Origin of the sequence: Anaerobacillus alkalilacustris (assembly GCF_001866005.1) — a bacterium.
Lineage (GTDB): Bacteria > Bacillota > Bacilli > Bacillales > Anaerobacillaceae > Anaerobacillus > Anaerobacillus alkalilacustris.
In genome coordinates, this window is the sequence record NZ_MLQR01000050.1 from 157,883 (window position 1) to 181,195 (window position 23,313).

At 34.7% G+C, this 23,313-nt stretch carries 21 protein-coding genes; 8 read left to right on the forward strand and 13 right to left on the reverse strand.

Going from position 1 to position 23,313, the window contains the following annotated elements; translation table 11 throughout:
• Positions 1-61: 61 nt before the first annotated feature.
• The 4 genes from BKP37_RS18330 to BKP37_RS18345 form a co-directional block, all read right to left on the reverse strand.
• Positions 62-907 carry a sugar ABC transporter permease gene (locus BKP37_RS18330; RefSeq protein ID WP_071311071.1) on the reverse strand — a complete coding sequence of 282 codons (846 nt, stop codon included), beginning with the start codon at positions 905-907 and terminating at the stop codon, positions 62-64.
• A 4-nt stretch (positions 908-911) separates the two neighbouring features.
• On the reverse strand, positions 912-2,240 hold the full coding sequence (locus tag BKP37_RS18335) for a carbohydrate ABC transporter permease (protein WP_071311072.1): 1,329 nt from the start codon (positions 2,238-2,240) through the stop codon (positions 912-914).
• Between the two features lie 311 nt (positions 2,241-2,551).
• Positions 2,552-3,856: a sugar ABC transporter substrate-binding protein gene (locus BKP37_RS18340; protein WP_071311073.1), complete on the reverse strand. Its 1,305-nt coding sequence runs from the start codon at positions 3,854-3,856 to the stop codon at positions 2,552-2,554.
• Between the two features lie 499 nt (positions 3,857-4,355).
• Positions 4,356-5,087: a helix-turn-helix transcriptional regulator gene (locus tag BKP37_RS18345; protein WP_139193180.1), complete on the reverse strand. Its 732-nt coding sequence runs from the start codon at positions 5,085-5,087 to the stop codon at positions 4,356-4,358.
• Between the two features lie 341 nt (positions 5,088-5,428).
• Here BKP37_RS18345 and BKP37_RS18350 point away from each other — a divergent pair, with 341 nt between their 5' ends.
• The 4 genes from BKP37_RS18350 to BKP37_RS18365 all read left to right on the forward strand — a co-directional run bounded on the left by BKP37_RS18350 (position 5,429) and on the right by BKP37_RS18365 (position 11,759).
• Complete coding sequence (locus BKP37_RS18350; RefSeq protein WP_071311075.1) at positions 5,429-6,841, forward strand: MATE family efflux transporter; 1,413 nt, start codon at positions 5,429-5,431, stop codon at positions 6,839-6,841.
• A gap of 385 nt (positions 6,842-7,226) precedes the next feature.
• Positions 7,227-8,174, forward strand: coding sequence for a TAXI family TRAP transporter solute-binding subunit (locus BKP37_RS18355; protein WP_071311076.1), 948 nt, complete (start codon positions 7,227-7,229; stop codon positions 8,172-8,174).
• A 190-nt stretch (positions 8,175-8,364) separates the two neighbouring features.
• Positions 8,365-10,308: a TRAP transporter permease gene (locus tag BKP37_RS18360; RefSeq protein ID WP_071311077.1), complete on the forward strand. Its 1,944-nt coding sequence runs from the start codon at positions 8,365-8,367 to the stop codon at positions 10,306-10,308.
• 284 nt (positions 10,309-10,592) lie between these two features.
• Complete coding sequence (locus BKP37_RS18365) at positions 10,593-11,759, forward strand: KamA family radical SAM protein (protein WP_071311078.1); 1,167 nt, start codon at positions 10,593-10,595, stop codon at positions 11,757-11,759.
• Between the two features lie 143 nt (positions 11,760-11,902).
• On the opposite strand, the gene BKP37_RS18370 is transcribed toward BKP37_RS18365, so the two are convergent.
• From BKP37_RS18370 to BKP37_RS18385, 4 genes are all read right to left on the reverse strand, one after another.
• Positions 11,903-12,469 (reverse strand): hypothetical protein, encoded by a 567-nt coding sequence (locus BKP37_RS18370; RefSeq protein ID WP_071311079.1) that lies wholly within the window; start codon positions 12,467-12,469, stop codon positions 11,903-11,905.
• 152 nt (positions 12,470-12,621) lie between these two features.
• Positions 12,622-13,416, reverse strand: coding sequence for an ABC transporter ATP-binding protein (locus tag BKP37_RS18375; RefSeq protein ID WP_071311080.1), 795 nt, complete (start codon positions 13,414-13,416; stop codon positions 12,622-12,624).
• Positions 13,403-14,401, reverse strand: coding sequence for an ABC transporter permease (locus BKP37_RS18380; RefSeq protein WP_071311081.1), 999 nt, complete (start codon positions 14,399-14,401; stop codon positions 13,403-13,405). The genes BKP37_RS18375 and BKP37_RS18380 overlap by 14 nt, the downstream gene beginning before the upstream one ends.
• 116 nt (positions 14,402-14,517) lie before the next feature.
• Positions 14,518-15,513 (reverse strand): ABC transporter substrate-binding protein, encoded by a 996-nt coding sequence (locus BKP37_RS18385; protein ID WP_071311082.1) that lies wholly within the window; start codon positions 15,511-15,513, stop codon positions 14,518-14,520.
• 227 nt (positions 15,514-15,740) lie between these two features.
• Between BKP37_RS18385 and BKP37_RS18390 the strand changes: the two genes are divergently transcribed.
• Positions 15,741-16,310, forward strand: coding sequence for a GNAT family N-acetyltransferase (locus BKP37_RS18390; protein WP_071311083.1), 570 nt, complete (start codon positions 15,741-15,743; stop codon positions 16,308-16,310).
• Positions 16,311-16,470: 160 nt separating this feature from the next.
• Here the strand turns inward: BKP37_RS18390 and BKP37_RS18395 are convergent, their stop codons facing one another.
• On the reverse strand, positions 16,471-16,785 hold the full coding sequence (locus BKP37_RS18395; protein WP_071311084.1) for a YbjQ family protein: 315 nt from the start codon (positions 16,783-16,785) through the stop codon (positions 16,471-16,473).
• A complete protein-coding gene (locus BKP37_RS18400; protein WP_071311085.1) occupies positions 16,766-16,969 on the reverse strand; it encodes a hypothetical protein in 204 nt (67 codons plus the stop codon). The genes BKP37_RS18395 and BKP37_RS18400 overlap by 20 nt, the downstream gene beginning before the upstream one ends.
• A gap of 180 nt (positions 16,970-17,149) precedes the next feature.
• Here BKP37_RS18400 and BKP37_RS18405 point away from each other — a divergent pair, with 180 nt between their 5' ends.
• Both BKP37_RS18405 and BKP37_RS18410 read left to right on the forward strand, forming a co-directional pair.
• A complete protein-coding gene (locus BKP37_RS18405; protein ID WP_071311086.1) occupies positions 17,150-18,910 on the forward strand; it encodes a B12-binding domain-containing radical SAM protein in 1,761 nt (586 codons plus the stop codon).
• 366 nt (positions 18,911-19,276) lie between these two features.
• Complete coding sequence (locus BKP37_RS18410) at positions 19,277-20,194, forward strand: DMT family transporter (protein WP_071311087.1); 918 nt, start codon at positions 19,277-19,279, stop codon at positions 20,192-20,194.
• 60 nt (positions 20,195-20,254) lie between these two features.
• Here BKP37_RS18410 and BKP37_RS18415 read toward each other — a convergent pair whose 3' ends face one another.
• Together BKP37_RS18415 and BKP37_RS20830 are read right to left on the reverse strand one after the other, a co-directional pair.
• Positions 20,255-21,511 carry a M48 family metallopeptidase gene (locus BKP37_RS18415; protein ID WP_245712566.1) on the reverse strand — a complete coding sequence of 419 codons (1,257 nt, stop codon included), beginning with the start codon at positions 21,509-21,511 and terminating at the stop codon, positions 20,255-20,257.
• 299 nt (positions 21,512-21,810) lie between these two features.
• Entirely contained in the window at positions 21,811-21,933 is a 123-nt protein-coding gene (locus tag BKP37_RS20830) for a hypothetical protein (protein ID WP_281243099.1), read from the reverse strand.
• A 243-nt stretch (positions 21,934-22,176) separates the two neighbouring features.
• Between BKP37_RS20830 and BKP37_RS20605 the strand changes: the two genes are divergently transcribed.
• Positions 22,177-22,632: a PCYCGC motif-containing (lipo)protein gene (locus tag BKP37_RS20605; RefSeq protein ID WP_342707809.1), complete on the forward strand. Its 456-nt coding sequence runs from the start codon at positions 22,177-22,179 to the stop codon at positions 22,630-22,632.
• A gap of 195 nt (positions 22,633-22,827) precedes the next feature.
• Here the strand turns inward: BKP37_RS20605 and arsC are convergent, their stop codons facing one another.
• A complete protein-coding gene (gene arsC / locus BKP37_RS18430) occupies positions 22,828-23,247 on the reverse strand; it encodes an arsenate reductase (thioredoxin) (RefSeq protein WP_071311090.1) in 420 nt (139 codons plus the stop codon).
• Between the last annotated feature and the right edge of the window lie 66 nt (positions 23,248-23,313).

Sequence of the window (23,313 nt, forward strand, 5' to 3'; positions counted from 1 at the left end):
CTAACAATATAATTGATAACACTTTGAACCTTTTAAGCATGAAAAGCACCTACTTTTTTCATTATCCTTTTTCTGCACCAGCAGTTAATCCTTCTACGATATATTTTTGGAATATGAAAAATCCTAACATAAGTGGGATTGAAATTAATACTGCTCCAGCTGCAAACACCGTAAAATTGTTATTCGCCTGACCAGAAATTAATGTAAACAATCCTTGAGCTAACGTCCATTGATTACTAGAGCGAAGAATAACTTCTGCCATAATAAAGTCCATACTTGCACCAATGAAGCTATTAAAGGCAACAAAAGCAACAATTGGCGTTGCAAGTGGAAGCATGACTTGAACAAATATTTGTAAATTAGAAGCTCCATCAATCCTTGCTGCCTCTTCTAAACTCCTTGGAATACCATCAAAGAAACCTTTAACAATCCAAGTATTAAACGCAACACTCCCAGCAGCTAAAACTAAAATATAACCGAGATGAGTATCTAATAACCCAAAAGAACCTAACAAAGTGTAGATCGCGATCATTCCCATAATTGTCGGGAACATTTGCAAAATGATAATGGCCATCAAACCTTGTCTTTTGCCTTTAAAATTAAATCTTGAAAAAGCATATCCTGATAAAACCCCAAAGAATGTAGCAATAAGCATGTTTGATACAGCAATTTTCATTGTATTTTTGTACCAAGTGACATAATTATATTCCTCAAACAACGCACGGTAATGCCCCCAGTTTAAATCAGCAAAACTCGGAAAAATTTGAGCTGCACGTAACGAACTCCCTGGGTTGACTGACCCTATAAATACAAAATATACGGGAAACAAACAAATAAGCGCTAAGATAATTAAAATACTATAAACAATAAAATAATTAGTGAATTTCATTAACTTTTGTTTAGTCATGATTTTAAAAATCTCCTTTCATTGATTTCGTATTTTTTAAATTAAAATACGCAAAACCTGCAATGATAAGGAAAACCAACAGTGCAACCGCAGACGCAATAGCATATTGCCCATTATCTAAAGTCATTTTAAAGATCCACGAAAGCAGGATATCCGTATGACCTGCAAAGTTATAACTTGAATTTGTTGGCCCACCTTCGGTCATTAAGTAGATAAATGTTAACTGGTTAAAGTTAAAAGCAAATGTGAAAACCATCAGTGGTATTGCCGCAACCATTACGATTGGAAGGGTAATCTTTCTGAACTGCTGAACAATAGTTGCACCATCCACTTCGGCTGCTTCATATAATTCTTTACTAATTGTTGTTAATATTGCAGTAAACAATGCCATCCAAAATGGGAAACCTAACCAAAGATTAGTCAATAAAACTGCTACTTTTGCCCACATCGGATCCGATAACCACGGTACTCCATTTAAGCCGACTGCTCTTAACATATCATTAATAATTCCATACTGACCGTTGTACATACTTCTAAAAATTAAGATTGTCACAAAACCCGGTACTGCCCACGGTAAAATAAATAAATTTCTCCAAAACTTCGTAAACTTTACTACTTTTTGCGATAATACAACTGCTACAAAAAGACCGAAAAATACGACCATTACAGTTGATAACGTTGCCCAAATGATTGTCCAAGAGAAAACGCCAATAAACGTTCCTCTCCACGACTCCATTGTAAATAATCGAACAAACTGTTGAAGTCCAACCCAATCTACTAAATTAGCTGGCGGTAAGTAGTTAGGCGAGGAATAATTTGTAAATGCTATTAAAGCAGTAAATATTAACGGAAAAACTGTTAATAGAACCATGAACAAAGCTGTAGGGGTGATTAGTATATAAGCAAAACCGTTTTCCCAAACATTTTTCATCGTAGCTTTAAACGGTTGAATAGCTTTTCCCTGTTCGCGTAATTTACCTATTTGATAGGCGTCACGAATATTAAAATAATAAACAAATAATATAGCAATAAGTAAAAACAATAAAAGAAGTCCTTCTGCCATTAATAATATGGAGTGATCCCCTTGCTCAATGATACGTCCTCTTTGTCTTACTTGAGGTGTTTCACCTAAGGTAATTAACCCATATAATCCATCAATAATTGGTCTTGAAAAAAAGACTAATACTAAAACCTTGCTCAAAGATAATAGAATACCCTTGATATACTGCTTATTATAAATTTGTCCTAACCCCATAAAAAGTGCTGATAACACAGCAGCGATCTTGCTATGACTATTATTTGAAGTGCTTGATATTTGAAGCTTATTCTCCATAGTATTCATACTCCTTTACTTTAGAGTGACATTCTTTTTAATAACATCTATTATTCTTTACGTTTTATTAACTTAACTTAATAAGTTGGGGTTTTTACTTCCTTCTTACCAATTTTACATTGTTATACCGGACATTAAGGAGCACTTAACCCCCATCTTTGCTACTCCGATCATTTTAGATTTTTCGAGACGGGGATATTATTGCCCCCTAAATAGTGGGATAATTAATGATCATTGAGAAGGCAAAGGAATACTCTTCCTATACCTCACTCAATGAACACACATAATTTATTTTCAAATCAAAATTATAGTTACTGTTGTTGCTCTAAGATTGCGTTTTCAATCGTATTTACTGCTCGATCAAGAGCTTCTTGGATATCAACATCGTTGTTCCAAACTTCATTTACTGCAGCTTCCATTGGTCCCCAAACTAAAGGCATTTCTGCAACATTTGGCATCGGAACAGCATGCTCTGCTTGTTCAAGGAAGGCTACTGCAAATGGATTGCTCTGGATCAGTTCATTATCAAGTAGCGCCAAGCGCGGTGGTAAATGACCAACTGTTTCATATAATTTCAACAAACTTTCCTCGCTAGTAATGAATTGTGCAAATAATGCTGCAGCGTCAGGGTATGGAGTATATGCATTAACATAAAATGCACCAGCACCAGAGAAGCTTTTAGGATTTTGACCATTATCAAGTACAGGAAGTGGTGCAATACCAAAATTAATTCCCGCACTCCTATAGCCTTGAATTGCCCATGGTCCATTAATATCAAATGCCATATCTCCAGTTTCAAATAGTGATGTCCTCACATCATAAGTGATATCTTCCGCTGCTACACCTGGTGCAACTTCATCGCGAAGTTTCTTAATTAATTCAACTGCCTTCACAGAACCTTCATTATTTAACCCAATCTCATTTACATCTGTGTTATTATCACCAAATACATAACCACCATAACCACCGAAAAATCCATACGTGAAATAGAAATTACCAGGCTCCATCAAAAAACCACGATCAATCTCATTATTTAGTTCTTTCGCTACTTCAATCAACTCGTCCATTGTTATCGGAGCTGTTTCTACCAAATCCTTATTGTAATATAATGCGTATGTTTCAATTCGAGCTGGATATCCGTAAAGAACATTATCAAATGATGTTGCTTGAATGGCAGCATCCATAAATTCAGCTTCGTATTCTTCGGGCCAAAAGTTTTCTAGCACTAATCCTGCTGAAATGGCTCGACCAATACGATCGTGCGTTGAAGCAAAAACATCGCCAGCAAGTCCAGATGGCCCGTCTGTAGCTAAACGTTCTGGAGCATCTTCTTGGTTAACTTCTTCTACCTGTACAGGAACTCCATACTCAGCTTCAAATGCTTCGGCCATTTCCCTTGCCCAATCTAAGTTCTCTTCTCCTTCACTCCAAAATAAAAGTTCCGCTCCTTCTTCTGGTACAATTTCAAAATCAAAATCATTTTCTTCACTTACTCCATTATCTACTGCTCCATCCGTGTCTTCTTTAGAAGCATCATCATTCCCGCCACAAGCAACTAAAGTCAGCAACATTAACATTAAAAATGAAAGTAATAAAAATTTCATACTCTTAACCATTTTCTTTCCCCCTTATATTTCCAATAAAGTTTTTTAGTCAAATGAGATGAACCGCTTACAAGTGATGCCATCATACACGAAAGTAAGAAATTTCTTACTAAGTATGAATACAAATTAAAATAACTATGCAAAAAATATCTTACTTTTAAATTTCTGACTATCACAAATTCCAAAGCATCCAACCTCACTCGAGACAAACGCTTGCGCAATGTTTTCAAAAAAACAAGCATTACGTAACCATCAAGGAAAACGCTTGCACTGTTTGTCTTTAAAGCTATTATACATATGACTTTTTAAAAAAACAAGAGGTTTTTTACGGAAATCTTTAAATAGTGCGGTAGGGAAATTATAGGAAAAAGCCTTCGCTGAGTTGTTAAGATGACCACACCCCTGAACGCCACGCACTCGTTTGCACCAATCTCACTTTATATCTTTCATTAATAAATAGTGTGAAATGTCTAATACATTTCTTCAGTATGGTGTTAATATCTACTTTTATTTACTTCCCTTCCCGTCTGGCTAATCTACGAAATTCGCTTGGTGTTATTCCCTCATTCTTTTTAAACACTCTTGTAAAGTATGCACTATCCAGAATTCCTATTTGTCTTGAAATCGAATCTAGCTTCTCATTTGTATTTGATAAAAAATCTTTTGCTTTGGTCAATCGATAGGAAGTTAGATAATGCATTGGCGTTACCCCTAACGTTTTTTGCATACATCGTGTTATATAGTCAGGATGAAGAAGTAACTCTTTTGAAAGATTGTCCATCTTTATCATTTCCTTATAATAATTCGCTTGAATATATGCTACTGCCTGTTTTGTAACTTGTTCAGCACTTGTCGGAATTCGAATAGCATCCGATTGCAACTGTAATAATATTTCTTGAAAAATAATTTGTTCTTTTAATCGTTTTTCAGGCTTATTCGTACTATCTAAAGAAAATAAACGCGTTATTTCAGAATCGATAAATTTTTCGTTAATAAGAGTGCCGTATCTCGGAATATGCAATACATGTTTTGCAGCTTCAATTCCTGTTTTTTCTTGTTTGATAATCATTCCCCAATTAATATCATCAACTTCTTTTAGTTCATAATGTACATCTATATCAAAATGCAACCAATAGTAATGTGTATCTGTATCGCAAGGCTTATAACTAAAGTGTTCAAGACCAGGTGCCAAAATGATATATTGCCCTTCTTTCACATCATAATTCACACCATTTTCGCTCATATAAATGACCCCACTCTTAACAATTAATAGGTCAAAAACAGAAAAGATTCTTTTTATATGCTTCTTCCCTTTTTTAAAACAATGGGCTCTACCCGTGATATATGTAGGAAAAGGCGGTGCCGAAAAACACAAAGTATTCAAAAAAAACACTCCTTCCAAGTCGTAAAAGTCCAATTATTATCGAGATTATATCTTTATATCGCTTACAAAAACTTATACACTTATACTACTGTAATATTCGTCATTGTCCAATATAAAACAACTTCAATCTACGTAGGTTTTACTGCTCCTAAAAGCGGGATATACAAAATAACTTATTGGAAAACTGGAGGAAAAAGTAAATGAAAAACTTAAAGTCTAATAAAGCAGCTAAGTTAACTTTATTCGCATTAACTTGGCCGATTTTTATTGAAATCTTTTTACACATGCTTATGGGCAGCGCTGATACATTAATGCTAAGCCAATATGATGATAATGCAGTTGCATCAGTAGGTGTTGCTAACCAAGTGCTTAATCTAATAATTGTCATGTTCGGCTTTATCGCAGCAGGTACAAGTATTTTAATTGCCCAATATATAGGTGCAAAAAAAGAGGAAGAAGCAAACAAAATCGGCGTTGTTTCTATCGCTGCAAATCTCATTTTCGGAATTTTGTTAAGCATTATTATATTCATTCTTGCACCTACAATATTAAAGGCAATGAATATTCCTTCAGAACTAATGAAAACTTCATTGATTTATTTGCAAATTGTTGGTGGTTTCTCATTTATTCAGGCATTAATTCTGACCATTGCTGCCATTGTACGGAGCCATGGTTTCACTAGAGATGCTATGTACGTAACTTTTGGAATGAATTTACTCAATGTTATCGGAAACTATCTTTTTATTTTTGGACCATTCGGTTTTCCTGTGCTAGGTGTTACTGGGGTAGCAATCTCAACTTCGATAAGTCGTACAATTGGTCTTACTGCAATGATTATCATTCTTTATTATCGAATAAAAGGAAATATACCAATAGCATTTTTATTCAAGAAGTTCCCAAAGGAGGAACTAAAGAAACTTCTGAAAATTGGAATTCCGTCTGCTGGTGAGCATATTGCATATAATACATCCCAAATAGCCATTACTTATTTTATAGCTTCTATGGGAACAATTGCCTTAACCTCTAAAGTTTATACACAAAACATAATGATGTTTATTTTACTTTTTTCAGTGGCCATTGGCCAAGGTACGCAAATTTTAATTGGACAATACGTTGGAGCAGAAAAGTTTACAGCCGCTTACGTACGCTGTATAAAAAGCTTAAAAATTGCAATTTTAGTTTCCACTGCTATGGCAATTATTTTCAGCATGTTTAGTAAGTCAATTTTTAGTATTTTCACAAATAATACCGATATAATAAACCTAGGAAGTACACTAATATTATTAACTATTATTTTAGAGCCTGGAAGGGCCTTTAATCTAGTTTTGATTAGTTCACTACGTGCTGCTGGTGATGTAAAATATCCCGTTTATATCGGAATATTATCTATGTGGGGAGTTGCTGTTGTCCTTTCATACATTTTGGGAATTCACTTTGGCCTAGGACTAATTGGTGTCTGGATTGCCTTTAGTGCCGACGAATGGCTACGGGGTTTACTAATGTTAAAACGTTGGAGATCGAAAAAATGGAAGCAAATGTCCTTTGTAGACAAAGAAACTGAAAGGCCAATGTCCATCCAAGAAAAAAAACGTTTTCCTTCAACGTCTCATTAATCAATTCCTTTCCGCTTTTGTAATCGGTCAACTATGTAAATTAATAATTTGTAATATTACTTCCCACACTTTTTGTTATCAGTATCTTGTTTAGCAAAATTATTTAACATAAAATAACAGTAACATGAGTTTGGAAAGCCTTTTAATCATTTTTAAACTCATACTCCCCTTGCTTAAAGGCTGTTTTTACTAAGTACTCGATAAAACAGCCTTTTTTTTAATCTTTTCATTTGAATAGTTCAAAAAATTACCATTTTCGAAGAGTTTCTACTTAATCTTTTTTGACAAAAAAATATTTCTCTGTATAAAATAATATATAGAAACCTAGCATACCTAATTTATGTTAGTACAAATTTATAAAAAAATAATAATAGGGGGAATTAATTTGAAAAAGAAAATGTTGATTCTTTTCAGTTTGCTACTAAGCATTTCTCTACTTCTAGTTGCTTGTGGTGACACTGACACACAATTGCAACTTGGAACTGGAAGTCCAGGCGGTACATATTACCCACTAGGAACAGAAATTGCTAACGTTGTTAGCGCTGAAATCGATGGTCTTTCAATAAGTGCAGTTTCTTCAGGTGCATCTGTTGAAAATCTTTCTATGATTGGCCAAGGAGAAATGGATCTAGGAATGACTGTTCACATTCCTGCACAGGAAGCAGTTAATGGAGAAGGTGCCTTTGAAGCACCTGTAGAAAATTTCGGTTTTATCGGCCACATTTATCCTGAAGTTATGCAAGTTGTCACAACAAAGAATTCAGGAATTACTTCAATTGCTGACTTAGCAGGAAAACGAGTAGCAATTGGTCCAGCCGGTAGCGGTACTCAAGCTGCGGCTAAATTAATTCTTGAAGCACACGGCATTCAAGATGGTGACTATACTGAATTTGCTGAAGGATTTGGTAATGCTGCTGGTCAATTACAAGATGGAAACATCGACGCTCTATTTGGTTTACTAGGATTACCTGCTTCTGCTGTAACAGAATTAGCACTAAACCGCGATATTGTTATTCTTAATATCGAAGGTGAAGCCTTAGATTACATCCTAGCTAATAGTGAGTACGGTCACTTAGAAATTCCTGCAGATGCATATGACTTCTTAGATGCACCTGTAAGTACAGTTACTGCGTATGCAGTTTTAGTAGGATCTTTAGATACAATTGATGAAGATTTAGGCTATAACATCACAAAGGCTATGTTTGAAAATGCTACTAACGTGACACATGATCAAGCACAACACTTAACAATTGAAAATGCTCTTAACGGGTCAGAAGGTTTACCTTTCCATCCAGGAGCAGAAAAGTACTTCAAAGAAATTGGTCTTAAATAATTAAGAAAAATAGACCGGACTTTACGTTCGGTCTATTTTACACGTATGCAGCACGTAACTCTTTACCATATTACATATATTGCATTTTCATCAAAAACTTCCGTTTGAAACGGATATCGATGAAAAAGCAGGAAATATTAAGCCTCCTACTTTTTCATCGATTTTAATTTATTATTCAGGTGGTGAATTCATGGTTAATAAAAATGATCTAAACGAACAAGAACTCTTAGCCAAATATGATCGAGAAGCGGCATATAGAACCAATCTTAAGAAGTGGGCTTGGCTTATTACGATTATTGCTATTTCTTTAACATTTTTTCAACTTTACACTGCACTTAAAGGGTCTTATGTATCTATGATTCAAGGAGCCATTCATCTTGGTGCAGGATTATCGCTTATTTTTCTTTTATACCCTGTTAAGCGATCACTTATTAAGAAGCCAGGAATTGCTTGGTATGACGTAGTTTTCGCTTTCTTATCGTTAGGTTGTAATTTTTATATTATTTATAATTATGAATGGTTAACGACACGAGCTTTAACAACTGGATTTTCTACTATGGACGTTATTGTTGCTTCCTTAACAATCGCTTTACTTCTAGAAGCCACACGCCGTGCTGTAGGTTTACCTATCGTTATTATTGCTTTACTCGCAATAGCATATGGTTTATGGGGAAAATACATTCCAGTTTTTGGCCATCGCGGTTTTTCGTGGGAAGGTTTAGTAAGAAGACTTGTATATAGTGACAATGCTATTTTTGGGATTCCTATTCAAATTTCTTCAACATTTATTTATTTGTTTTTATTCTTTGGTGTTATGCTTACGAAAACTGGTATCGGCCAATTCTTTAATGATTTAGCATTTGGAGCAACAGGGCGTTTTACCGGTGGAACAGCAAAAGCTGCGGTTTCTGCTAGTGCACTTCAAGGTATGGTTACTGGTAGTTCGGTAGCTAATACTGTTGGGTCGGGCTCATTTACTATACCTATGATGAAACGAGCTGGTTTTAAACCTGAATTTGCAGCAGCTTCTGAGGCTTCTGCTTCTACTGGTGGACAAATTATGCCACCAATTATGGGAGCTGCTGCATTCATTATGGCTGAATATACAGGTATCCCATATAGTCAAATTATTATTATAGCAATCGTACCTGCTATCTTATACTTTTCAGGAGTATTTATGGGAGTACATTTTGAAGCAAAGAAAAATGGAATTTTAGGCTTACCTAAAAGTGAATTACCGTCTTTCAAAAGTTTAGCTAAACGCGCAGACCTACTCCTCCCTCTATTTACCATCGTCGGTATGCTATTTTACGGATACACGCCTACTTATGCAGCTTTATGGGGTATTTTAGTTTCTTTTTTAGTTAGTTTAACTAGAAAAGATACACGCATGTCGATACGTGATATATTCCAAGCTTTAGAACAGGGTGCAAGAGTAGCACTTCCTGTTATTGCTGCTTGTGCAAGTGCAGGGATAATTGTTGGAATTGTAGTATTTACTGGTTTAGGTGGAAAAATCGCTGGTGGAATATTAGATTTAGCTGGTGGAAGTTTCTTTTTACTTTTATTCTTTACAATGTTTGCTTGTATCTTATTAGGTATGGGACTACCGACTACTGCAAATTATGTAGTTACTGCTTCAATGGCTGCACCTGCATTACTTGAATTTGGGGTGCCTGTTATCGCTGCCCATATGTTTGTTTTTTACTTTGGAATTGTTGCAGATATTACACCACCTGTTTGTCTCGCAGCCTACGCTGGGGCGGGGATAGCTAGGGCAAATCCTATGAAATCTGGGATTAATGCACTGAAATTAGCAATTGCAGCATTTATCATTCCTTATGTTTTCGTTTATAATCCGGTTTTAGTATTAGAAAATGCAACATTTTCAACCTTTACTCCAGTATTATTAACGGCACTTATTGGAATGACCGCTATTAGTGCAGCGATGATGAATTATTTTGTCTATAAACCATTATTCGTTGAAAGAATTATGTTACTCACTTCTGGTATTTTATTGATTTATCCTAATAACTTGGTATTTTCTTTTATAGGTTTTGTTTTACTTGTTTCAATCGGGGCCATTCAACATTTCCGTAAAAAGAGACATCTTAATCAAAAGGCTAATGCATAATAAGCATTAAATTTTTGAGCTATATAAAAGAGAAATTCACAAATGTTGTGGGTTTCTCTTTTTTTATATAATCAGAATTTATAAATTTCTAACTTAGCAACTGTCTAGCGCAAGCAGCCTTAGAGCTCGTGACCAAGGCGCTTGCGCTTTTCTTGTATGTTTTAACTATCAAAAACATTTTTTTGTAATCATCTATTAAAAACTAGTAATTTTTTGACCGAATTTGTCTTTATTTGTTATACTTAATTTTGATTACTATAATTCTATTAAAAGGAGCTGATAGGATGGTAATGCCAAAATATGTAACTGACATAAACAAAATTGAGGCGATACCAGAGGTTGAGCGGGAAAAATTGAAAAAAATTACCGAGAAATACGTTTTCCGTGTAAATGATTATTATTTAAGTCTGATTGATTGGAATAATCCGAACGATCCCATCCGTAAACTCGTTATTCCAAATGAAGGAGAGCTTGCCGAATATGGGCGCTGGGATGCTTCCGATGAAGCGACTAACTATGTTGTACCTGGATGTCAGCATAAATATGGAACAACAGCTTTATTAATCGTTTCTGAAGTATGCGGTGCTTACTGCCGTTACTGTTTTAGAAAGCGTTTGTTCCGGAATGAAATTAAAGAAGCAATGAATGACGTTAATCCTGGAATTGAGTACATTGCCGAGAATCCTGAAATTAACAACGTGCTACTTACTGGTGGCGATTCATTAATTTTAGGTACAAAAAAACTACGTCTGATTATAGAACGTCTAAGAGCGATTGACCATGTAAAAATTATCCGATTAGGATCAAAGATGCCGGTTTTTAATCCAATGCGTATTTATGAAGATCAAGAATTCCTCAATCTTATTCGGGAATATTCAACTCCTGAAAAACGCATTTATATTATGGCACATATTAATCATCCAAGAGAAATTACAGAAGAAGCTAAAAAAGGGTTTCAAGCTCTCCATAATGCCGGAGCAATTGTTGTTAACCAAACTCCAGTATTAAAGGGAATTAATGATGATCCCGTTGTTTTAGGTGAATTACTCGATCGTTTGTCATGGGCTGGTGTAACACCTTACTATTTCTTTATCAACCGCCCAGTGGCAGGAAATAACGATTTTGTACTTACATTAGAGGAAGCTTATCATATTGTTGAACAAGCAAAAGCACGTACATCTGGGTTAGGTAAACGCGTTCGCTTGTCTATGAGCCATACATCTGGAAAAATCGAAATACTAGCAATTGAAGATGGTAAAGCATACCTTAAATACCATCAATCTAGAGATAAAGAATACGGAAAGTTCATGGTTCTTGATTGTCCAAAAGATGCCGCTTGGTTTGATGATTTGCCTGGAAATGAAAAATATTGGAAAGCACCAGTTAAGAAGGAAGAAGCAATTCAATCAGCAAATGAGATCATGAGTGAAAAAGAACTAGTTAGAAGTTAAGAAAACTATAAGCTAACACTTTCCAAGTAAGAAATTTATGTTTTCTTAATCTACAAAAAGGAGCTAACTTTTAAAGTAAGGTTAGCTCCTTTTTTTATTGAAAGAATTGTCCAATCAACACTTACTATGGACATATTGAAAAACTAATACAAATTAGGATTATTTACATTCCAATTCATTTGTAATTCTTCTAAATCATCATCATAATCCAGCATAGTAGGCATTTGGTCAACAGTTTGTTGTTGTGGTATCATTCCTGGCGCCGGCATTCCCATTTGTTGTGGCATCATTCCTGGCGATGGCATTCCCATTTGTTGTGGCATCATTCCTGGCGCCGGCATTCCCATTTGTTGTGGCATCATTCCTGGTGCCGGCATTCCCATTTGTTGTGGCATCATTCCTGGTGCCGGCATTCCCATTTGTTGTGGCATCATTCCTGGTGCCGGCATTCCCATTTGTTGCGGCATCATTCCTGGCGATGGCATTCCCATTTGTTGTGGCATCATTCCTGGCGATGGCATTCCCATTTGTTGTGGCACCATTCCTGGGGATGGTATTCCCATATGATGTGGTATCATTCCTGGTGCTGGTACCCCCATATGATGCGGTGGTATTCCCATATGATGTGGTGATCCCCCTGGCTGTATACTCATTTGGTATGGCATTACTCCTGTATGCATGTGTTTATTACTATTACATCCACAAGACATTCTATTACCCCTTCCTGATTGTAAGTTAGGTACTTGTTTAAGTTGACACTATCAATCTTATGAAATGGGAGGATGTCTTGTGATAATTTTCCAATTAGTTTTTAGGTATTTGTACAATTTAGGCAATAGCCCTAACACTTTTCTAATAGGTTCTAGCCAAGGAGTGCACGGTCGCTAGCCATTTCTGTGCCTCTAATACGCTGAAACTCTTTCATTAGCTTATCAATTGTTAATTGTTGTTTTTCTTTACCGGCAATATCTAAGATAATTTGACCTTTATCCATCATTATTAATCGATTTCCTAAATCTAACGCTTGCTGCATATTATGAGTAACCATAATTGTTGTTAATTTGTATGTTCTTACAATATCACCGGTTAATGTAGTAATCATTTCTGCTCTTGAGGGATCAAGTGCAGCAGTATGCTCATCAAGTAGTAAAATATTTGGCTCTGTGAAAGTAGCCATTAAAAGCGACAGTGCTTGCCTTTCTCCACCCGATAGCAAACCTACTTTTGCTGATAAACGATGTTCTAACCCTAATCCCAGTGATTGTAAATATTCACGAAACATTTCTTTTCGTTTCTTATTAACACCAAACCTCAATGTTCTTCGCTGATTTCGACTATAAGCAATCGCTAAATTCTCTTCAATTGTCATATTAGGTGCGGTGCCCGCCATTGGATCTTGAAAAACACGACCGATGAGTGCTGCCCGTTTATATTCGGGGATATGAGTTACTTTATTTCCACCGATATAAACTTCCCCAACATCGGGTAACAAGGATCCGGATATGGTATTCATTAATGTTGACTTACCTGCTCCGTTACTACCAATAACGGTGATAAAATCCCCTGCTTCTAAAGATAGATTAATATTCTGAAGGGCCTTTTTCTCATCAAGGGTTCCTTCATTAAAGGTGATGCTAATATTATTAAGTTGTAGCATTTCTTTCCCCTCCTTGAGATTTTGATAACTCTAGTCGTTTACGCTGCTTCCGCCTTTTTTCTTGCTGTGTTGCCATTACTTTTGGGACGATAAGAGCAGCTGTTACGATAAGAGCAGTAATTAATTTCATATCTCCTGTTTCTAAAAACTCTACTCTAAGTGCCAAGGCAACCACAATTCTATATATAATGGCACCACCGATAACTGCTAGGGTCGTACGTGCAATAGTCTTTGTACCAAAAAGTGCTTCTCCGATAATTACTGACGCTAAACCAATAATAATCATTCCAATACCCATACCCAAATCTGCAAAGCCACCGTGCTGAGCAATTAATGCCCCAGACAATGCTACTAGTCCATTTGAAATTCCTAAACCAACAATAATTAAATAGTCTGTATTAGCAGAGAAGCTACGAATCATTTTCTTGTTATCGCCCGTTGCTCTTAATGCTAAGCCAACCTCAGTTTTTAAAAATTGATCCAATAATAACTTTGCAATGAATGTAATAATTAGTCCAGCAAAAATAACTGCCCATGTCCGAGGCATATGTGAAACCCCAAAAAATGCTAATATTCCATTAAAAAATTGGTCGAAGCCTAGATTTTGCCAAAAGCCTGTAATTTGCTTAATTAGCGTTGTCTCATTTAACAAAGGTAAATTCGGTCTCCCCATAATACGTAAATTAATAGAATAAAGTGCGATCATCATTAATATTCCTGATAGTAAAGGATTAATCTTCCCTTTCGTATGAAGAATCCCTGTGACACAACCAGCAATAAACCCAGCGACTACAGCTCCAATTGTTGCAATAATAGGAGAGTATCCATTAATAACCATTATTGCGGCAACTCCTGCTCCTGTCACAAAGCTCCCATCTACCGTTAAGTCTGGAAAATCAAGTATACGAAAGGTGAGGTAAACCCCTAATGCCATTAGTGCATAGATGATACCTGATTCAATTGAGCCAAAAATAGAGATAAACACAAAACCCCATCCTTCCTAAATATAAGTCACATACTTATTTAAAATGTCATGTAGTCAGTAATGTCTGACCACATGACACCTAAAATAAAAAAATATTCAAATCTCCACCAACGATATTACTCTATAATTTTAGCAATTTCATCCCACTCGGCATTCCATTCAACACCTTGAGCTTCTGCTGCACTCTTATTAATTAATAATGTTAATTCAGGTGGTATTTCTACATTCATTTCAGAAGGTACTTTTTCCCCTTTTAAAATTAATGCAGCCATTTCACCTGCTCGGTATCCAATAGAAAAGAAATCAACACCATATGTGACAAAACCACCTGCTTCAAGGGATTCAGGATCACCAACGATTAATGGTATACCATAGTCATTAGCAGTACCAACTAAAGAACCTAAACCCTGAACAACTGTATTATCAGTTGTCATTAAAAACACATCAACATTTCCAACTAATGAATCAGCTGCTTGTTGTACTTCAGCAGATGTAGCTACAGTCCTTTCTACTAACGAAAGACTTGATCCTTCTAAAGATTCTTTTATTGCTTCTAATTGAGAAACTGAGTTTGCTTCACCAGAATTATAAATATAACCAACTTTCGCACCTTCAAAATTGGTATCAATAAATTCGATCGTTCTATTCGTAAATTCAGGATGTAAATCAATAACACCAGTAATGTTTTTTCCTGGTTGATCCATTGCTTCGACAATACCTGCGCCAACTGGATTAGAAACAGACGCAAACACAATAGGAATTTCATCGGTTGCATTTAATGCTCCTAATGTACTAGGTGTTGAGTTTGTAAAGATAAGGTCTACTCGATCAGCTACAAATTGGTTAGAAATTGTCGCGACATTATTTTGATCGCCTTGTGCACTTTGGAAGTCATACGAGACGTTCTCCCCTTCAACAAAACCATTGTCATGAAGTGCCGCTTTAAAGCCTTCAAAAGCTGCATCTAATGATGGATGCTCAACAATTTGAGTTGCTCCAATTTTTATTTGTTTAACTTCGTTCTCTTCTTGCGCTTGTTCATTTGAACCACATGCTACAAGAGCAAAAATAGCCATTAATAACATTACAAAACTAATTATTTGTTTCTTCATTGTTATGTACCCCCTGAAAATTTTAAATTTTCTAATATATTTAAATAATATAATATTATATTATTTTTGCATTGTAAACAAAAAACTTTGTGTTACTTTAAAGCGTTTTAGCACCATAGGTATACATTTTATTAAGTAGTTCTTTTTCATACTTTTTTTAATGTGGAACACGAACCTTAACACCTTCATATATTACTAATGATAAAAGATGAAATGAGTGAAAAAAGATGAGCGTTATCATCCCTTATGGATTTACCTCAAAAGGTGGACATAGGATACTTCTTCGATCAGCAAGTCCAACAGATGCAAGAGCTCTATGTCAATTAAGTTATGAGGTTATTAGTGAAAATGATACGTTAGTCGCTACTATTGAAGAATTGTATCTTAATGAAGAAAAACAGAAGGAGTCTATATATATTTACAATAATGACCCAAGAAGTTGCCTAATTGTAGCTGAGTACAATAGACAGATTATTGGTATGTTAACCTTTCAGGGGGGTACATTACAAAAATATCAACATCATGGTTCGATTGGAATCATTGTTAAAAAAGACTTTCGAGGGACCGGGGTAGGTAAAGCACTCCTTTCAACCTTAATTGAATGGGCTGATTATAATCCTTTATTAGAAAAACTTTGTTTGGAAGTTTTAGCCTCTAACAAAAGTGCTATTCTCTTATACAAATCGCTTGGATTTATTGAAGAAGGAAGACTAGTAAATCAAGTAAAGTTGGGAAACGGTAGATATGACGACTTAATAATTATGGGGAAGTTTTTAGATTACGAATGGCATTTGTGACTACCACAAATGCCATTCAAAAAATTTTCTATAGTTTTTTATCTGAATTTTTTTGGGGTAAAAGCCCCCCACCAATAAGCGTAGCGTAGGTGGGATTTTCCAATCAGGTGGAGTAGGCTCTCCACCTGATTTTCCGATGTTTCAGCTTGCTGAAACGAGTTCACTGAACAACAACCGCGGTTCCGTACGCAACAATCTCAGAAGCGCTATTCATTACTCCTGAAGTTTGTAAACGCACACCTATAATAGCATTCGCTCCCAGTTCCTCTGCATCTTTTACCATTCTACTAATGGCAATCTTTCTTGCTTTATCCATCATATCTGAATATTCCTTAATCTCACCACCTACAATGTTTTTAAGGCCAGCTAAAATATCACTACCAATATGCTTCGCCTGAATAGTACTCCCTTTCACAAAGCCTTTGTAAGCAATTACCTCTTTTCCTGGGATTTGTTCAGTAGTTGCGATAATCATCGTCATCTTCCTCTCTTATTTCTTTTATTCTTTCCTTTATTATTACTACAATTAACGATAGTGCGCACAGTACATTTAGAGCAATTAAATACAGAGCAACAACAATATTAATAAAAAAGAAAACAATAGCAATCGATTGAAACAAAAAAGTTAAAATTAATAATATCAATTTTAGATTTTTCATTAATATTTATCTCCCTCAATTACATAAATCTAATTTCATTATACAACAAAAACCAATATTTTCATTTTTTTTGTTATTTGGTAGGATTCGTGGAAATGATGATGATGATATACAAATAATTTATAATATTTATGTTAAAATACGATAGTGCTTAATATTTTAGAAATTGAGGGATTATATTTGAAAATAGTATTAACAACTTTAAATGCAAAGTTTATTCATACCGCACTTTCTCTTCGACTATTAAAGGCTTACGCTGAGCCTGAATATGAAGTTGAAATAAAAGAATACACTATTAAGGATCCAAGTTTAAACATATTGTCAGATCTTTACGAAAAAAATGCTGATGTCATCGGCTTCAGTTGTTACATTTGGAACATTGAAAAAACGATCGAAATTATAAAAATGTTAAAAAAAGTCAATCCCTCACTGAAAATTATCTTGGGGGGGCCAGAAGTTTCTTTTGATGTTCCTTATTGGATGGACAGAATCCCAGAAGTCGACTTCATCGTATCCAACGAAGGGGAAGAAACATTTAAACATCTATTAGATGAAATTTGTGGGGAACAGAAGTATCATTTAGTCTTTGGGGCAACTTATCGAAAAAAGAATGAAGTTATTGTAAACCCCCCACGACCAAATATGAAATTAGAAACGATACCTACTCCCTACCGGTTTATAGAAGATAAAGAAGATATAAAGAAACGAATCATTTATTTTGAAACAAGCCGCGGTTGCCCATTTAGTTGTTCCTTTTGTTTATCATCAATAGAAGTAGGAGTCCGTTACTTTGATATTGAAAGAGTAAAAGCAGATTTATTATATTTAATTAACAACGGTGCCAAAATTATTAAATTTATCGATCGGACATTTAATATTAAACGAGACTACGCATTAGAAATTTTTCAATTTTTGATTGATAATCACCAAGGCTGTGTTTTTCAATTTGAAATAACAGCGGATATCATGCGACCTGAGGTGTTGGAATTTCTAAATACTCACGCTCCATCAGGAGTGTTTCGATTTGAAATTGGTATACAATCGACAAACGATGCAACAAATGAACTAGTAAACCGTAGGCAAAACTTCGAGAAACTTTCAAGAACCGTAAATATGGTAAAAGAAGGTAATAAAATTGCTCAACACTTAGATTTGATTGCGGGACTTCCAGAAGAGGATTATACTTCGTTCAAAAAAACCTTCAACGATGTATTTGCTATGCGGCCTGAAGAGCTGCAATTAGGCTTTTTAAAGATGCTTCGGGGAACTGGTTTAAGAAAACAGGCAGCACAGTATGGCTATGTTTTTATGGATCAATCACCATATGAAATTTTGCAGAATGAGGTGTTATCTTTCTCTGAAATAGTTCGCATCAAACGAGTTGAAGATATTTTAGAAAAATATTGGAATGCTCACCGTATGGATCATACCATTGAATTCTTAGTAGAACATGAATTCCCAACTGCTTTTGATTTTTTCCAAGATTTTGGAGACTATTGGGACAAACAAGGTTGGGCAAAAATTGGACATCAACTTGAAGATTTATTTTTACGAATGCAACAGTTTTTACAACAACGAGCAACAAATAACTTAGAAATAATTAAAGGGCTAATGATTTATGACTTTTTCTTAAATCATAAACATAAACCTCGAAAAACATGGTGGGATTTCACATTAACAAAAGGGGAACAAGCAACTTATTTAGAATACGTTGCTGATAATAGACAACAAGTCTCTTCTTCCTTTAACGAACTTCAACTTACTGTGAAGGATTTGCATAAGCACACTATGATCGAAGTGATTCCTTTCAACATAAAACATTATTTACAAACAAAAGAAATTATTATTAGTAAGACTCTTCTCATTACTTACTTTGACCCAAAGACGCAAAAAGCCTTACCATTTATTTTACCAGAAATAAGTAATATCCTGAAAAAATAAGATTACCTAAAACAGATCATTCTAAAAATGATCTGTTTTTTTTAGTTAAATTATGTATTTCTTATTTGAAAGCTGTCTAGCTTCAGCGCCTTTAGATCCCCTTTTATCTCAATCGTCTTCGTCAAGCAACTGTCTTCAATCCCTACCTGAAACGTCTCTGAATCTCTATTTACAGCCTTTCTCCTGCGGTTACTCGTCACACGAAAATACTTGCTTCGAGGAGCCTACTTCAGTGATACGCTAGTAGACGCAGTAGCACAATTACTTTTTACACCTAGAGCTGCGACACTTGCACTTTACTTAGGGCAAAAATATATTTGGTATTACTCACAATTAGTGATAGACTTTTTATTCAGAGGTGATTTAATGGAAAAGTGGAATTATTTATTCATCATTATCGGGGCTTCTTTATGGGGAACAATCGGTATTTTTGTACAAGGTTTATATAGTCTAGGACTTACACCCCTTCAAGTAGTAACCGTACGTGTAACTTGTGCAGCCATTATTTTAATTCTATATCTACTAATAACAAACCCTTCTTTTTTAAGAATTCATAAACAAGATTATAAGTACTTTGTTGGAACAGGTATATTTTCTATCGTATTTTTCAATTGGTGCTTTTTTACTGCGATCCAGGAAACTTCTCTATCCGTAGCAGCTATATTACTTTATACAGGTCCTGCTTTCGTAACTATTTTATCAAGAATTTTGTTTAAAGAATGGCTTACAACGAGAAAACTTTTCGCTCTTTTACTTACACTTGTTGGCTGTATTTTTGTTATAGGTTTATTTCCGCTTGAAAATTCCAAAGTTAGTTTATTTGGAGTGATTGTTGGGATTGGATCTGGGTTAACCTATGCTTTATATAGCATATTTTGTAGATATGCATTAAAAAAGTACAACTCTCAAACGGTCACTGCTTACACGTTTATATTTGCAGCAATCGCTCTGATACCACTTAGCGGATTGTGGAATGTAGAAAATATTTTTCATACTACTTCTTTCTGGAGTAACGGTATTAGTTTAGGATTTTTCCCTACTGTTTTAGCTTATTTGCTTTATACGAAAGGACTTAATAAAGTTGAAACAAGTAAAGCCTCAATCACAGCAACCATCGAACCTGTTGTTGCTGCATGTATTGGAATATTTATGTTCGGCGATCTATTAACTATGTGGCAATTGATAGGAATTTCCTCTGTTTTACTTGGAGTTATAGTCGTTTCAGATTCCACTAAAGGTCAAAAACACAAAAAAACTTTTCAACGAGGACAAACAACTGCCTAAAATTTTACTATAAGCAAAACGGAGTATCTATGTACGTATGCACATAGATACTCCGTTTTCTTATTCTGTAGTTTTACTATATTCCCTTATATGTGTAATCCTCTCTACCATTGGTGGATGCGTATAACGAAAAATCTTCACTATAGTTGGTGGATTTACGTCTGATAGACCTTCAACTGATAATTTATGAAATGTCGCAACAGCTGCATCTGGATCATTCGTTAAATCTATTGCATAACGATCTGCTTGGTATTCATAAGCCCTCGAAATAGCATTACTTACTGGGCTTGCAGCAAAACTTAGTAATGATAGGATTAAAAGGATAATTGGTAAAGCTGCTATATTATCGTATTTAACTTTAAGTTGCTTTCCAAAATTGTTAATTATTATTGAATAAAACTTGCTTGTTACATAAAGTCCAACAAAGCTAGCTGCAATCATTCCTATTAATAGCAATGGCAAGTGATTTAAATCATAATGCCCCATTTCATGCGCCATCACAAACAATACTTCTTCTTTATTTAATCGCTCTAATGTCGTGTCCCACAATACGATTCGGAGATTACTACCAATCCCTGTTACATAGGCATTAAGAGCATTCGTTTTATCAGCCATATTCACTTCATACACTCTATCAGCAGGAATATCAGCTTCCTTTGCTAATAATAATATTTCTTGTTCAAGCTCCTTATCTTTTATTTGATAAAACTCGTGATATAACGGATCAATAACTACCGGTTGAATAAACATTAAGAACAACGTAAATGGAATAGATAAGAGCCAAGTATAAAACCACCACTTTTTAGGCCGCTTTGAAATAATAAGCATAATGACATAAGCAACAATTGTTAATATAATAGCTTCTACCCAAAAGGTAATTAATTGATCTTTCATCCAGCTCTGAAAAGCTTGAATGGAAATCCCATACTTCTTACTTACTGTATATGAAAAGTAGTTAATTGGAAACGTAACAATCCAACTAAAGGTAGATAAAAGAATTACATAAAGTATCGTTTGTAAAAAACGAAACCTAATTACCTGCTCTGACCATCGCGCAAATAACTGGGACAGACCAAAAAATAAAACAAATAAATAAATGAGCCATTCAAATGGTAAGTTGATAAAATAGATAACATTTCTCCATTTTGAAAACTGTGATGATAATTGATATTGTTCCTCATCCATAAAGGTAAGTGGATCTGCTTCTGTTCCTACATAATGTTCAGGTAAAGGCGTATTTACTGTAAATAAATATGTAGACATGGATACAGCATATAGCAAATAAATAATGAAAATTCCCCAAAAAAGCTTTCTCACTTTGTATCCCTCCCCTTCTTAGTAGCCTACGTTTTAGTAACACTTAAGAATTTTAACTACGGTGATCTTCTTTGTTGCATCTGCTTTTTAAACGTATAAAAATTTAAATTCTATGTTCCATTTCAATAGTTTTGTCTTAAATTTCAGAATGTATAATATAAAAAATGAGGACAAAGACTCCTATATTAGTTTAGGCGATAGAATTCATTTTAGAACTTTAAAAGCGTATTATTATAAAAACAATGATGCGAATGATACTTTTTTACTTTTCAAAAAGAGGTTAACACTTATGTCATCCTCTAGTTATTTGTTTTAACATTAACGAATTTCATTATTGATAATCTCAAATGAATTTTCTGGCTTGCAGTAAATAATGGATGTTGAAGGTCGCTAAACCATTGTAAAATTTGAAGTTGTGACATTAGCTTCCTCCTGAATAATATAGCTATAATAGTACACTTCTAGCATAAACTTTAACCCCTTTAGTACAAACCAATGTATATGTACATTTATTCTAATCCAGAAACAGATTTGAAAATACCACCATACATACTTTTTTCTAACTATGAAAATATCATGAATATGTGAGCTTTTATACATTTTATTGTAATAATTAATTGTATAATAAATTGTATAATTTTTTCATAGAAAAGAGAGTGGAATAGATGGGAAAATCATTTACTAAACGTTTTTACTTTCTAGCAACTTTTCTCCTACTAATTTTAGTAGGATGTAATGCTACAAATGAAGAAGCTAATCCTTATAACTTTCCTGAATATGTATTAAATGCAACTTACCCCGGTGCAATGGCTGCTTATGAATACGCCGTTGAAGCTGAGGAAGGAATTCTTGAATATATTCCATGCTATTGCAACTGTTTTGTTGAACCATTTAATCATAATAATGTTAAAGAATGTTTTATTTCAATTGAACACAGTACCAATGATTTGCTTGTTTATGATGAGCACGGCGCTGGCTGAGGGATTTGTATAGAAATTGCACTGGATGTGCAAAAATTACATGTACAAGGTGTACCACTTCAAGAAATTCGTGACTTTATTGATGATGAATATTCAAAATATGCTCCACCAACCCCTACTCCTTATCCTCCAGTGGAATAAAACTGGAATTTTCAATGAAACAAAAGAACCTTCTGACGAAATTCGTCATAAGGTTCTTTTTTACAAATTAATATTGATTGAGATAGACATCCCTCAAAACTTAGGTGATGAACTAGATACATAATGCAAAGCATCCCTATATAAAAATAGTTAAAACAGTAGGACATCGAAATCCCACTGTTTTAATATAAGCTTTTATTTTCCTGTTTCTTTAAATGTTTGAATTCGAGAGCCAATCTCATCACGAACTCTTTGGAAGAATGCCCACTTTTCTTCATCTGTTCCTTCTGCTTTTGCCGGATCGTCAAATCCCCAATGAACACGATCTTTATTTTTTGGAGTTGCCGGACATACATCGTTAGCATGACCACATAATGTTACGACTAAATCGGCATTTGCTAAAATTTCAGGATCAATTGTGTCTGAGGTTTGATTGGAAATATCAATACCAATTTCTTTCATTGCTTTAACAGCATTAGGATTGACACCATGAGCTTCTATTCCAGCAGAATAAACATTCCACTCATCTCCTAAATAATGATGACCAAACCCTTCTGCCATTTGGCTACGGCATGAATTTCCTGTACATAAAAAGTAGATTGTTTTTTTTGACATGTGTAGTAAGTCTCCTTTTATAATATCTTTTTTCACTCATAATGAGCTATAAGACCTGCACTTCAA